The 13,402-nt window shown below is 48.4% G+C and carries 14 protein-coding genes; 3 read left to right on the forward strand and 11 right to left on the reverse strand.

All coding sequences use genetic code 11. The annotated features are described in order from the left end of the window. Window positions 1-2 precede the first annotated feature (2 nt). Window positions 3-2,660, reverse strand: a complete 2,658-nt coding sequence (gene acnA, locus A1sIIB142_RS03830) for an aconitate hydratase AcnA (RefSeq protein WP_095693747.1) — start codon at window positions 2,658-2,660, stop codon at window positions 3-5. Window positions 2,661-2,693: 33 nt separating this feature from the next. Then, window positions 2,694-3,908 carry a class I SAM-dependent RNA methyltransferase gene (locus A1sIIB142_RS03835; protein ID WP_095693748.1) on the reverse strand — a complete coding sequence of 405 codons (1,215 nt, stop codon included), beginning with the start codon at window positions 3,906-3,908 and terminating at the stop codon, window positions 2,694-2,696. Window positions 3,909-3,959: 51 nt separating this feature from the next. Here A1sIIB142_RS03835 and A1sIIB142_RS03840 point away from each other — a divergent pair, with 51 nt between their 5' ends. Beyond that, window positions 3,960-4,619, forward strand: coding sequence for a potassium channel family protein (locus tag A1sIIB142_RS03840; RefSeq protein WP_095693749.1), 660 nt, complete (start codon window positions 3,960-3,962; stop codon window positions 4,617-4,619). A 3-nt stretch (window positions 4,620-4,622) separates the two neighbouring features. Beyond that, window positions 4,623-5,285: a potassium channel family protein gene (locus A1sIIB142_RS03845; RefSeq protein WP_095693750.1), complete on the forward strand. Its 663-nt coding sequence runs from the start codon at window positions 4,623-4,625 to the stop codon at window positions 5,283-5,285. Here A1sIIB142_RS03845 and A1sIIB142_RS03850 read toward each other — a convergent pair. The 3 genes from A1sIIB142_RS03850 to A1sIIB142_RS03860 are packed head-to-tail and all read right to left on the reverse strand — an operon-like array spanning window position 5,282 to window position 6,929. After that, complete coding sequence (locus A1sIIB142_RS03850; protein ID WP_223299165.1) at window positions 5,282-5,908, reverse strand: DUF3159 domain-containing protein; 627 nt, start codon at window positions 5,906-5,908, stop codon at window positions 5,282-5,284. The two genes, A1sIIB142_RS03845 and A1sIIB142_RS03850, sit on opposite strands and share 4 nt — an antisense overlap. After that, window positions 5,908-6,348 carry a dUTP diphosphatase gene (gene dut / locus A1sIIB142_RS03855; RefSeq protein ID WP_095693751.1) on the reverse strand — a complete coding sequence of 147 codons (441 nt, stop codon included), beginning with the start codon at window positions 6,346-6,348 and terminating at the stop codon, window positions 5,908-5,910. Before dut ends, A1sIIB142_RS03850 begins: the two co-directional genes overlap by 1 nt. After that, window positions 6,345-6,929 carry a PaaI family thioesterase gene (locus A1sIIB142_RS03860; protein ID WP_095693752.1) on the reverse strand — a complete coding sequence of 195 codons (585 nt, stop codon included), beginning with the start codon at window positions 6,927-6,929 and terminating at the stop codon, window positions 6,345-6,347. The genes dut and A1sIIB142_RS03860 overlap by 4 nt, the downstream gene beginning before the upstream one ends. Window positions 6,930-6,971: 42 nt before the next feature. Between A1sIIB142_RS03860 and A1sIIB142_RS03865 the strand changes: the two genes are divergently transcribed. Further along, complete coding sequence (locus tag A1sIIB142_RS03865; protein WP_095693753.1) at window positions 6,972-7,403, forward strand: DUF3093 domain-containing protein; 432 nt, start codon at window positions 6,972-6,974, stop codon at window positions 7,401-7,403. Here A1sIIB142_RS03865 and A1sIIB142_RS03870 read toward each other — a convergent pair. The 6 genes from A1sIIB142_RS03870 to A1sIIB142_RS03895 form a co-directional block, all read right to left on the reverse strand. After that, complete coding sequence (locus tag A1sIIB142_RS03870) at window positions 7,381-7,677, reverse strand: DUF4193 domain-containing protein (protein WP_095674940.1); 297 nt, start codon at window positions 7,675-7,677, stop codon at window positions 7,381-7,383. The two genes, A1sIIB142_RS03865 and A1sIIB142_RS03870, sit on opposite strands and share 23 nt — an antisense overlap. 109 nt (window positions 7,678-7,786) lie before the next feature. Beyond that, window positions 7,787-9,271 (reverse strand): GTPase HflX, encoded by a 1,485-nt coding sequence (gene hflX, locus A1sIIB142_RS03875; protein WP_095693754.1) that lies wholly within the window; start codon window positions 9,269-9,271, stop codon window positions 7,787-7,789. Beyond that, on the reverse strand, window positions 9,268-10,077 hold the full coding sequence (dapF, locus tag A1sIIB142_RS03880; protein ID WP_095693755.1) for a diaminopimelate epimerase: 810 nt from the start codon (window positions 10,075-10,077) through the stop codon (window positions 9,268-9,270). The genes hflX and dapF overlap by 4 nt, the downstream gene beginning before the upstream one ends. A gap of 4 nt (window positions 10,078-10,081) precedes the next feature. Continuing rightward, the gene (miaA, locus tag A1sIIB142_RS03885) at window positions 10,082-10,981 is read right to left on the reverse strand and encodes a tRNA (adenosine(37)-N6)-dimethylallyltransferase MiaA (protein WP_095693756.1); all 900 of its coding nucleotides are present in this window, start codon (window positions 10,979-10,981) and stop codon (window positions 10,082-10,084) included. Beyond that, window positions 10,978-12,393, reverse strand: a complete 1,416-nt coding sequence (gene miaB / locus A1sIIB142_RS03890; RefSeq protein WP_095693757.1) for a tRNA (N6-isopentenyl adenosine(37)-C2)-methylthiotransferase MiaB — start codon at window positions 12,391-12,393, stop codon at window positions 10,978-10,980. The genes miaA and miaB overlap by 4 nt, the downstream gene beginning before the upstream one ends. Window positions 12,394-12,414: 21 nt before the next feature. Then, window positions 12,415-13,383, reverse strand: a complete 969-nt coding sequence (locus tag A1sIIB142_RS03895; RefSeq protein ID WP_095693758.1) for an acyl-ACP desaturase — start codon at window positions 13,381-13,383, stop codon at window positions 12,415-12,417. Window positions 13,384-13,402 lie beyond the last annotated feature (19 nt).

Consider the following 13,402-nt stretch of genomic DNA (forward strand, 5'->3'; position numbering starts at 1 on the left):
GATTAGCCGCGCAGTTGGCGCAGCACATACTGCATGATGCCGCCGTGGCGATAATAATCTGCCTCACCAGGTGTATCGATTCTCACCTTTGCCGTGAAGGTGATATCCCCCGCTGTGACGGTGACTTCCTTTGGAACCTGGCCGTTGTTAAGTGCTACCACTCCTGTGACGGCAAAGACCTCATCACCTTTGATACCAAGTGATAGCGCGCTCTGTCCGTTAATAAATTGAAGCGGAAGAACTCCCATGCCAATTAAGTTAGAGCGGTGAATTCTTTCGAAGCTTTCCGCAATCACAGCTCGTACACCAAGCAGCGCTGTTCCCTTTGCAGCCCAATCACGGGAAGAACCTGATCCATACTCTTTGCCAGCAAGAATTACTAGAGGAACTCCAGCTGCTTGATAGGCAACAGATGCATCATAAATAGTTGATTGCGCCCCATCTGCTAAGAAGTTGCGAGTAAATCCACCTTCGACTCCATCTAGAAGTGTGTTCTTTAGACGGATATTGGCAAAGGTTCCACGAATCATTACTTCGTGATTTCCACGTCTGGAGCCGTAAGAGTTGAAATCTTTACGCTCCACACCATTGTCTTCCAAATACTTACCGGCAGGTGAATCAGCCTTGATATTTCCAGCAGGTGAAATGTGATCAGTTGTCACAGAGTCGCCCAGAATTGCTAGGACTCGTGCTCCTGCTATATCTGTTACCGGTTTTGGCTGCGCTGGCATGCCATCGAAATATGGCGGCTTACGGACGTAAGTTGATTTCGGATCCCAATCAAATGTCTTTCCAGTTGGAGTATCAAGTGACTTCCAACGATGATCGCCTTCAAAGACAGATGCATAATCCTTGGTAAACATCTCAGAGGAAATTGAAGAGTCAATGACTGATTGAATCTCTGCTTCAGTTGGCCAGATATCTTTAAGAAGAACTGGCTTCCCCTCTTTATCCATACCTAAGGAATCTTTCTCAAAATCATGGTTCATGGTTCCAGCTAGTGCGTAGGCAACTACCAAAGGTGGTGAGGCTAGGTAATTCATCTTCACATCTGGGCTAATGCGCCCTTCAAAGTTTCTATTTCCGGAAAGCACCGCAGAGACTGCAAGATCGTTCTCATTGACCGCCTTGCTAATTTCAATAGGCAGCGGTCCGGAGTTTCCAATACAGGTCACGCATCCGTAGCCCACAAGGTTAAATCCAAGTGCTTCCATGTATTTGGTAAGTCCAGAGCGATCGTAGTAATCAGTCACTACTTTTGAACCAGGAGCCAAGGTGGTTTTCACCCATTGCTTAGATGTCAGCCCCTTCTCTACTGCTTTCTTGGCAAGAAGAGCCGCGCCAATCATGACCGAAGGATTAGATGTATTTGTGCACGATGTAATCGATGCAATAACCACATCTCCGTTTTTAATTGTTGTGTCGTTAGCTCCCACATGCACTGGATACGCTTCTTTTCCAGTCTTGTCAGTGAAATAGGTTGGAAGAATCTTAGAAAATGCACTCTTTGAGTCGGTAAGTGAGATGCGATCTTGCGGGCGCTTTGGTCCAGCAATTGATGAAACAACAGTTGCAAGATCTAGTTCAATATTTTCTGAAAAGCGCGGAGAGACCGATGGGTCATGCCACATGCCCTGTGCCTTTGCATACTGTTCCACGAGAGCCACTTGCTCATCGCTACGTCCGGTAAGTCGCAAGTAGCGAAGGGTCTCTTCATCGATAGGGAAAATCGCACATGTTGATCCGTACTCGGGCGACATATTTCCAATTGTGGTGCGGTTGGCCATCGGGACAGAGACCACGCCAGGTCCGTAGAACTCAACAAATTTTCCAACTACTCCATGTTTGCGAAGCATCTCAGTAATGGTTAACGCCATATCTGTAGCAGTTGTGCCCACAGGAAGCTGGCCTGATAGTTTGAAACCGACAACGCGTGGAATCAACATTGAAACTGGCTGACCAAGAAGCGCTGCCTCTGCTTCGATGCCGCCAACGCCCCAACCGAGAACTCCAAGTCCATTGACCATTGTGGTGTGTGAATCGGTACCAACAACGGTGTCTGGATATGCACGGAGCACGCCATTGATAGTCCGGGTCATGACAACGCGAGCTAGGTACTCGATATTTACTTGGTGCACAATTCCTGTTCCTGGTGGAACTACCTTAAATTCATCAAAAGCGCCCTGGCCCCAACGCAAGAATCGGTAGCGCTCACGATTGCGTTCGTATTCAATATCTGTGTTCTTCTCAAAAGAATCTTTTGTTCCAAAGACATCTGCAATTACAGAGTGATCGATCACCAATTCAGCCGGAGCGAGTGGGTTTACCTTGCTTGGGTCTCCACCAAGATCGACAATCGCCTCGCGCATAGTGGCAAGGTCGACTACACAAGGAACGCCCGTGAAGTCCTGCATCACAACTCGTGCTGGGGTAAATTGAATTTCCGTATCTGGCTCGACTGATGGGTCCCACTTTGCCAGCGCCTTGATGTGATCAATGGTGATATTTGCACCATCTTCAGTGCGTAGTAAATTCTCTAAAAGTATCTTGAGCGAGAAAGGTAAACTCGCGGCGCCTTCAACCGTTGAAATATCAAAGATTTCAAAATCTTTACCGCCGACAGTGAGATTTTTCTTGGTTCCCAATGAATTCTTACTCATCACGCAACTTCCTTCAATGAATTTATCTTGATATCAAGATACCTTATCGGCAACAAATCTGGCAACACATTCGATGTGATGTGTCATAGGAAAGAGGTCGAAGGCGCGTATTTTTTCTAGCGTGTATCCGAACTCACGCAAATATCCGGTGTCCCGGGCCAGCGCCGCTGGGTCGCACGCCACATAGATGATCACCCGCGGTGCAATCCGTGCACAATTTTGCAGTACCTCTTTTCCGGCTCCCTCCCGCGGTGGATCGAGAACAATGACATCTGCCTGTGTAAATCGAGTGATGGCTTTTGCTACATCGGCGGTAATCACGGTGACGTTGCTGTTGTCTGCGAAATTACTACTGGCATCGGCAGTGGCAGCTTTACTTCCCTCGACGATATCAACAGCGCCTGCTTCTCCAATGATTGGCAAAATAGCTGCTGCAAATAGCCCGACTCCTCCATAGAGATCTAGCACGTGATCACCGGCTTGGAATTTTCCGAGTTCAACAACCACATCACTTAGTACACGGGGGGCATCTTTATGACTTTGCCAAAAAGATTTCTGACTTACATTAAAGACTTTCTCTCCCACCTGATAGTGGGCAATTTCGGGACCATCAGAGAGTCGCATCGGTGATTCATCACGAGAGTTTGCGGTGGCGATTGTGCGTTCGCCAGTGTTGGAAATGGAGATCTCTAGCCGTTGATCACCTTTGACTCCACGTTGGGCAAGCTCTGCAAATTTCATCTCCGGAACGAGAATCCGGCAGTCATCGACTGGGGTTACTTTATGGCTACGTGCTTGATAGAAACCTAGGGCGCCGCTCTTGGTTGAGTGCGCCGAACATCGAGTTCGCCATCCAAGGGGTGCACTTACCTCTTCTACCTCAACTGCAATTTCCATTTTTGCAATTCTAGAAAACTGTTCCGAGATTACTTCGCTCTTGAGTTCACGCTGGCGCGCTGGTGTTATATGTTGGAAATCGCAGCCACCGCAGCCAAGCCTGTGTGCATATCTACACGGTGATGTTACGCGGTCAGCCGAAGGTGTAATTACTTCAACCACGTCTGCTCGGTTAAAACTTGCACCCACGCTCGTTACTTCAATCTCAACGGATTCACCCGGAATTGCATGTCGAACAAAGATCACGGCGCCCTCATGGCGTGCGATGAAGTGGCCGCCATGGGCGACTTTTTCAATCTCGACCCTGATTCGCGCCCCCACCTCGATGGACGCTTTCTTGGGTGATGACATAGGCCTTAGCGTAGTCGAGATAAATATGCGCAAGAGTAGTAAGTTAGTCCTGTGCACGTAGTCATCATGGGTTGCGGACGAGTCGGTTCATCTTTGGCGACCGCTCTGGAAGCAGCTGGACACTCAGTAGCTATCATTGATCAATCAAAAGACGCCTTCCGTCGTCTCGGTGCTGATTTCAAGGGGCGCACAATTGTTGGTGTTGGCTTTGATCGCGACACTTTGCTGGAAGCGGGAATTGATGGCGCTGATGCATTTGCTGCAGTCAGTAATGGTGATAACTCAAATATTTTAGCTGCACGCGTTGCCCGCGAGAATTATGGAGTAACTAATGTTGTTGCTCGCATTTATGACCCAGGGCGAGCTGAAATTTATCAGCGCTTAGGTATTCCAACAGTTGCAACTGTTATTTGGGCAAGTGATCAAATCCTTCGTCGAATTTTGCCAGGTGGTGCTCGTTCAGAATGGCGCGATGCCACAGGCACTGTTCAATTACTTGAGGTGCACCCACATCTAAATTGGTACGGTCGTCCGATCTCTGAACTTGAAACAGCAACCGAGTCACGCGTGGCTTTCCTGACCCGTTTAGGTGAAGCACTCATCCCCGATGAGCACACGGTCTTACAAGATGGAGACTTAGTCCACATGACTATTCTCGATGCACAATTGGCTATTGCTGAAGCAGTGTTATCGAAAGGCCCAGGTGCCTAAGAAATGAGAATTGCTATTGCAGGTGCCGGAAATGTGGGACGAGCAATTGCTCGCGAACTTCTTGATAATGGCCACCAGGTTCTTCTGATAGACCGCGATCCGAAAGCGTTAAAGATTGATTCCGTGCCTGACGCTGAGTGGTTGATGGCAGATGCTTGTGAGATTGCATCACTTGATAATGCTCAATTGAATAACTGTCAGGTATTAGTTGCCGCTACCGGCGATGACAAAGTCAATCTTGTCGCATCACTTCTTGGCAAGACTGAATACGGCGTTCCCCGAGTTGTCGCTCGAATCAATCACCCAAAGAATGAATGGCTCTTTGATCAGTCTTGGGGCGTTGATGTTGCGGTATCTACCCCGCGAATTATTTCCGCACTTGTTGAAGAGGCCGTCAGCGTTGGCGATGTTGTTCGTCTGTTCTCATTTAGAAAGGGTCAGGCAAACCTAGTTGAAATTACCCTGCCAGATACTTCTATCTGTATTGGAAAAACAATTGAAGAAGTAGAGCTTCCGGAAGACGCATCACTCGCTGCCATTGTGCGAGATGGACGAGTAATCTCGCCTACGCCAAGTGATCTCTTTATCGCTGGCGATGAATTGCTTTTTGTTGCTTCAGCTCAAGCTGAAGATAAAATCAGAGATTGTTTTATCGCTCGTTCTTAAGGCTTTACTGTGGGAACGCGGCGAATAATGAGCCAAGAACCATATGCGGTAGCGATAAAGAACGGATATCCCATCGCTAGATTTACAGTTCCTAGCAAATTGACATTACCGCTTCTATAAATTGGATACTGCACTGCAATTCGCGTAAAGAACATCGCTACCCAGAGCCAGCTCGCCTGCACATAAGCTCGCTTACGTTCTGGATGATTACGCCATGAGAGGTTTTCGCCCAAAATTGGCCCGAGCATCAGGCCTAGAACCGGCCAACCAACGAGGTTTGCAATCAGATACACGCTTCCATATCCAAGATTGGTCAACAACTTAGGAACATAGAGATCACTTGCATTGCCAGTTCTATTTGCAAACCAGGCGCAGATGAGAACTCCGATGAAGCCGCTTAAAGCGTGCTGAAGAGTATCTCGCCTGGCTAAACGAATAACCGTCAGAAGCGCCGAGATGGCAATTGAAGCTATGAGTGCGCTCTGCAAATCCTTGGTGACATTGAAAATAACCAAGAATATTACTGCCGGAATACCTGAATCAATTAGTCCCTTCTTGCCACCAAAGGCGGAAATGACCTTATCTCTATCTTCAGCTGAGTTCATTTGATTATCGCTACTCATCATGATCCAGTTGATCCAAATCCATCTTTACCGCGACCTGAGCCTGGCAATACATCAACTTCAATGAATTCAGCATGTTCTACTTTTTGAAAGACCAATTGCGCAATGCGATCGCCTCGCTTAAAACTAACACTTTCTTGAGGGTCATGATTAATCAGGATGCATTGAAGTTCTCCGCGAAATCCAGCGTCGACGGTGCCCGGCGCATTGACCATCGTGACTCCATGTTTAATTGCTAAGCCAGAGCGTGGGTGGACCAGTGCAACATAACCATCAGGAAGTGCGATGGAAATTCCGGTAGGCACCAATGCTCGCTCCCCCGGCTGCAAGGTGATGTCAATCCGGGAGACGATATCGGCTCCCGCATCTCCACCTTTAGAGTAATTTGGAAGAGGCAGATCAGGATCTAGCCTTTTAATCAGCACTTGGAAATTACTCATGGATTGATATCAAACTCAGGATCTACAAAGGCGAAGAGTTGTGGGTTTTTGCGAAGTGCTGCCAAATATTCTGCCGGTGCACTCTCTAAGAAATGTTTCATCGGAACGATGACAAAGAGTGCGGCTGCACGTACTGCGATCTCGCCATCACTTCCCCCTAGTCGGCCTACCGCCTCGGAATACACTTTTCTATTTACTTGGCCCGTAATCCGAGCAGAAATATGCAGAACGGTTCCAATCGGCACAGGCTTTAGAAAATCTGTTTCCAGGCGAGCAGTAACGGCCGGGGCGCGAAGGAGCCACATCAATTTTCCTAGCGCTTCATCGAAGGCAAGTGATAAGAGTCCGCCATGTGCCAGGCCCGGAGCCCCTTGATGATTTTCCGAGACAGTGAATTCGGCAGTGATATCTGCACCTTTACCGACATGAGCAACAAGATGTAGTCCGGTGGGATGAAGTTCACCGCAGCCGAAGCAATGTGCAAAGTGCGAAGGAATCTGGGCACCTGTTGAAGGTGAGAGCGGATGACGCTCTGGAATCACCGAGCCCTCAGGCGGCGTAGTGGATGCAACGCGACTCATGGCGCAAGGTTACTTGATGAAGTAAGAGATAGCCTAGGGCTCATGCTCTTCAAAGAAGTGATACGTCCCCCACTTTGGCTCTTAGCCTTCATCTACTTCATGTTTCTATCTTTAGTTATCGCAGTCTGGGCCGCGCTGGGCAATTTCAGCGCGCTGATCACCTTAATCGCTCTGACCATTGCACTTCTTGCCATAGCCGTGACGGCAAAGAGTGAAGTCAGAGTTACCCAGGATGAGTTGGTAATCGGGAAAGCTCATATAGGAGTCAAATATCTAGCAGGCGTTGAAATTCTAGATAAGAACGCTATGAGACTGCTGCGCACACGCGATGCTGATCCTGCCGCCTTCTTGGCGATTAAGTTCTGGATGTCAACAGGTGTGAAGATTACGCTCAACGATCCGCGTGATCCCACACCTTATTGGCTTGTTAGTTGCAAAAAAGGGAAAGAGCTTAAGAGCACTCTTTACAAATAGCTTTCGCGCCTTCACCTTTTGCTAATTGAGTAATGTGATGAATAAGGAAACATTTAGAACATGTGAATTCATCTGTCTGTACTGGCACCACTCGCACGGCGAGTTTTTCACCTGAGAGGTCTGCTCCAGGAAGTTCAAGAGTCTCTGCAGCTTCTGCTTCATCAACATCAATCTGTCCGGATTGTGCATCTACTCGCTTTGCTTTGAGTTCTTCTAACGATTCCTCGTGAAGCTCCTCGTCGGTTTTTCTGGGTGTGTCGTAATCTGTTGCCACTGATCTCACCTCGCTTCCATCATCTATGTGCGAACGATTGGTCCGCTACCTGCGCGAATAGTCGCGCATTACCCGCTATCTAGCCGATACAACCCCCGGCGTGTCGGATTTATTCCTGAACAGAGGCAGCAATTTCTTCCGCCTTGGCAATAGCCATCGCTAGCCCGGCATCAACGTAGGCATGAATCGATGTTCCCTCAGGTAGATGTTCTTCACTCAGAATTTCGCCCTGTTCATGGACGGCAGAAACTAGATCGCCTCGGCTATATGGAATTACCGCTGTTATCTCGACACTTGGATGAGGAAGAGATTTTTCGATTGCACGAATAAGTCCCTCCATTCCAAATCCGGAACGGACGGAGAAGGCATAGCTATTGGGTTCTTTTCGCAATATTTCAAGGACAACAGCAGGATCCGCAATATCAACTTTGTTTATAGCGATAATTTCCGGGATGTGTCCCCCGCCAATTTCAGTAATAACTTCACGAACAGCGCGAATCTGTTCAAAGGGGTCTGTGTGAGATCCATCTACTACATGCACAATCAGATCAGAACCGGAGACTTCTTCTAGTGTCGATTTAAAGGCATCGATGAGCTGATGGGGCAAATGGCGAACAAAACCGACGGTGTCTGAGAGTGTGTAGATGCGACCTTCCGCGGTTTCGCACTTGCGAACCGTGGGATCAAGAGTTGCAAAGAGTGCGTTTTCTACCAACACTCCCGCACCGGTAAGCGCATTAAGAAGTGAAGATTTTCCAGCATTTGTATAACCAGCGATAGCAACCGATGGGATGTTGTTTCGCTTGCGCTCTTGTCGCTTTGTGTCGCGAGAAGTTTTCATCTCGGCTATTTCACGTCGCAGCTTGGCCATCTTGTCGCGAATACGTCTGCGATCAGTCTCAATCTTGGTTTCACCAGGACCTCTACCGCCGATACCGGCGCCACCTGCTGCGCGTCCGCCGACCTGTCGAGAGAGGGAATCTCCCCATCCACGAAGTCGCGGAAGAAGATAGGCAATCTGGGCTAGCTCAACCTGCGCCTTGCCTTCTTTACTCTTTGCATGTTGGGCAAAAATATCAAGGATTAGCGCAACTCGATCAACAACCTTCACCTTAAGTTTCTCTTCCAAGGTGCGAAGCTGCGAAGGCGAAAGTTCGCCGTCGCATACGACGGTGTCGGCCCCTGTGGCGATAACAATTTGTCGTAGCTCAATTAACTTTCCGGAACCGATATAGGTAGATGGATCAGGTTTATCGCGACGTTGAATAAGTCCTTCCATCACTTCCGAACCAGCAGTCTCTGCAAGTGCTTTGAGTTCAGCTAAGGAATTATCTGCCATCTCAGCAGTGCCTTCGGTCCACACGCCAACGAGTACTACCCGTTCAAGTTGTAATTGACGGTATTCGGCATCAGAAATATCTTGGAGTTCTGTGGAGAAGCTTTTGACCCGTCGAAGTGCATTTCGATCTGAGAGTTCCTGCTGTTCATTTTCCTCATACTCGGTCTCATCAGAATCAAAGTCAGCCGCAGCCCGCGCACTTTCGCGCAGTAGATCTTCGAAAAGTTTGTCGTAACCGTCCTCGGAGGTAGTCATGAATTAAGGTAGGAAGAAATGTCGTGTTCACTGATGAGCTCTGCCGGGCCGATCAGAGTCGCATTTGAATGGTTATCAATATCGACAACGAGGCGACCTCCTGGTGGGAAAATTGTCCAACGCGATGGCAGCGAGATACCTGTCTTCATAGATGCTGCTAAGGCCACCGCGCAGGTACCAGTTCCACATGATCGTGTCTCGCCACTACCGCGTTCATGCACGCGCATCTTTGCTTCTTTATCTGGAAGTAACTGAACAAATTCAACATTGACACCTTCAGGATAAGCCGATGCCGGTGTGACCAGCGGTGCTACTTCTAGTGAGCCAACTTGCTCGAGATCATCGACGAATACCACTGCATGTGGATTTCCCACATTGATGTTGTATCCAGTCCAGGTGTGCCCATTGTGAGTAACTGAAATTTCTTCCATCTCATCTGTCACATGACCCATATTGACCGAGATATCGCCATCACGTGGAACGCGAAGGTGCTTGATTCCAGCCCGGGTATCAATGGCAAAGATTCCTTCAGGCTGATGCTCGTGTGTGACCAGGTACTTAGCCATCACCCGAATTCCATTGCCACACATCTCGGCAAGTGAGCCATCGGCGTTGTGATAATCCATGAACCACTGTTTGCCATTTTTTAGAATTCGAATAAATCCATCGGCTCCAATGCCAGTTTCTCGGTTACAGATTGCAGCTATTTGGTGAGACGAGAGCTCGTGTTTATCATCTGGATCAAAGAGAATGACAAAATCATTCTCAGTTCCGTGTCCATATGTGGCAATGATTGATTTCGACATAACGCTATGAGTTTATCTTCTGCATGATGGTTTCCAGGCGAGGTTGATGAGGTGCTATCCATTGAATCCGGGCATCGCGTGAGAACCAGGTCTCTTGTCGGCGTGCATATTGGCGAGTGGAGCGTTTTGTCTCTTCCTTAGCTTCCGCTTCCGTCATCTGTCCGGCGCGCATTGCAATCAGGGCTGAATATCCCAAGGCTCGTTGAGCAGTTGAACCTTCAAGAATTCCTTCTGCAATTAGTGCATCAACTTCTGCGAGGAAACCTTGCTCCCACATTTTCTCCACCCGAAGATCAATCCGCTCTCCAAGATGCTCGCGCTCCATGACTAGGCCAAATTGCAGCGCATCTGGAAATCTCGAGCTATCTTCGCGCGGAAGATTTGCGGTGAATGGCCTTCCAGTAATTTCGATGACTTCAAGGGCACGAATAATCCGACGAGTATTTGCCCGATCAATAGCCAGCGCTGCTGCCGGATCTAACTCTTGCAAACGCGTGAAAAGTGAATCTGAACCGAACTCTTCTGACTCAGACTCCAGTCGTGCTCGCACCTCAGGATTGGTATCTGGAAAGTTGAGGTCATCTAGAACGGCCTTGATATAGAGCCCGGTTCCGCCAACTATCACCACATGTTGATTGCGTGAATGAATTTCACTGATTCGATCACGCGCCAGCTGTTGATACCAGGCAACAGTTGAATCCTGCTTCACACTCAGAACATCAAGTAGGTGATGAGGAATACCACGGCGCTCTACAACGCTCAGTTTTGCCGTACCAATATCCATACCCGTGTATAACTGCATCGAATCGGCGTTTATAATTTCGGCACCTATCTGCTCTGCAACATCTAGTGCCATTTCACTTTTACCCGTTGCAGTGGCACCACAAATGACAATTACTTTCACGTAGTACGAACCTTTGGAATTCCTAGCGCTGTTGAAGCTGGAGCCGACTTTGCCGCATGGGCATCTCCTCCACGTGTGCGCATTACTGACACTGCGCTCCCGATGAGATAGTGCGCCGATGCTTCGGTAATGTGAATATCAACAAAATCACCGGGGCGGGCATCAGTATCGGCATCGAAGTGCACAAGCCTGAAATCTTCCGATTTTCCAGTCATACGAGAGCGAGATTCATCTCTTCGACCCTCAACTTCAGAGACCATCACACGATGTGTTGAGCCAATAGATTCTTCATTGACTGAGAGCGAGATTTTCTGTTGGTGCTCATGTAAGCGGGTATATCTCTCTCCCACAATCTCCTGCGGCACTTGGTCTGGCATGATTCCGGCAGGTGTACCAGGACGAATTGAATACTTATATGTATATGCCGCGGCAAATCGCGCCTGCGTTGTGATGTCCAAGGTTCCCTGAAAATCTTCTTCACTTTCACCCGGAAAGCCAACAATGATGTCGGTTGTAATCATTGCTTGCGGAATAGCTGCCCGTACCCGTTCAAGAATTCCGAGATACTTATCGGTGCGATATGACCGGCGCATAGATTGCAAGATTGAATCTGAGCCTGATTGCAACGGCATGTGCAGATGTGGCATGACATTCTCAGTCTGGGCCATCGCCTCAATGACATCATCGGTGAAATCACGAGGATGAGGGGACATGAAACGAACTCGTTCTAGCCCCTGGATCTTGCCAGCATCACGTAAGAGTTTGGCAAAGGCGCCGCAATCACCGAATTCGACACCATAGGCATTCACATTCTGCCCAAGTAGAGTAATTTCAATAACGCCCTGATCAACGAGCATCTGCATCTCTTTCAACACATCTGAGGCAGCTCGATCTTTCTCTACTCCGCGAAGTGCGGGAACGATACAGAAGGTGCAGGTGTTATTGCATCCAACGGAGATTGAGACCCACGAAGTGAAGGCCGAGAATCTGCGAGCAGGTAGCGTAGAAGGAAAATGCTCGAGTGATTCCAGTATTTCAATCTGAGACTCTTCTTCGATGCGAGCACGCTCAAGAAGGAGCGGCAAGGAGCCCACATTATGCGTTCCAAAAACTACATCCACATATGGCGCTTTTTTAAGGATAATCGATTGATCCTTCTGCGCCAAACATCCGCCAACGGCAATCTGCAGCGCAGGATTCTTCTTCTTAATCGGCGCTAGGAAGCTTAGATTTCCATAGAGCTTATTATCAGCATTCTCGCGAACCGCACAGGTATTAAAGACCACGATGTCAGCTTGTTCACCGGGAATAACAGGAATATGTCCTGCTTCATCTAGCAGACCAGCGATGCGTTCTGAGTCGTGCACATTCATCTGACACCCGTAGGTCTCAACCAAATATGTGCGCGACATGGCGCCTATCTTATTTCAGAGTCAGTTAGTGATGCGAATCGGTGCAATACCGCGCGCGATTTGACGCTCGAAGTGAACTTCGCGCTTATCGTTAAATACGGAAGCCGCTTTATATGTCTCATCCATGAAGGCCTGAAGTTCATCACGAGCCTTAATTCCATCACCGGAAAGATCCGTTCTTTCAAATATATTCCAAGCCCGCAGAACGGGAGCAATCACATCATCGAGGTGTTGCTGCAGATCATAGATTCCAGCCAGCGCAATCTGCACAGCTTTTCGTCCAAAGCCCGGCATGTTTGCCCCTGGCATATCAAAGTTTGTTACTACATCTGTAATGGCGCGCATTGCAGCGTTAGGTTCCATATCAAGTGCTGCAGAAAGAGTATTGCGATAGAAAAGCATATGAAGATTCTCATCCAGCGCTATTCGCTGCATCATTCCTTCAGCAATCGAATCCTCTGAAATTTTTCCGGTGTTGCGGTGTGAAATACGTGTTGCTAACTCTTGGAAGGAGACGTAAGCAATCGTGTGCAGCATGTCGTTCTCATAAGGAGTCTGATATCCGAGTGACATATGAGCCATCCGAAGATCTTCGAGTTCGTATGGGTCAACGCCACGAGTAGCCATCAGGTAGTCACGAATAACAATCGCATGGCGAGCTTCTTCTGCCGTCCAACGTTCGATCCAATTACCCCATGCGCCATCACGGCCCATCGAGATTGATATCTCGGTGTGATAACTCGGCAAGTTATCTTCTGTCAGTAAATTGAGTACGAGTGAATCTTGCGCCACCGGAGTCAGGCGAGAATCTTTCGCTTCCCAGGCATCTCCATTAAGTGGACCCGCATAATCGCGTCCTTCAGACCATGGGACATATTCATGTGGGTACCAATTCTTCTGAACTGATATATGTCGCTCGAGTTCAACTGCAACAATAGGCTCTAGGTCGCGAATTAAGCGAGACTGGATCTTTGCTGACTCTTCACTCATGGGCTAAGAGTAAGGCAGA

It is taken from the genome of Candidatus Planktophila versatilis (assembly GCF_002288345.1).
GTDB classification, from domain to species: Bacteria; Actinomycetota; Actinomycetes; order Nanopelagicales; family Nanopelagicaceae; genus Planktophila; species Planktophila versatilis_A.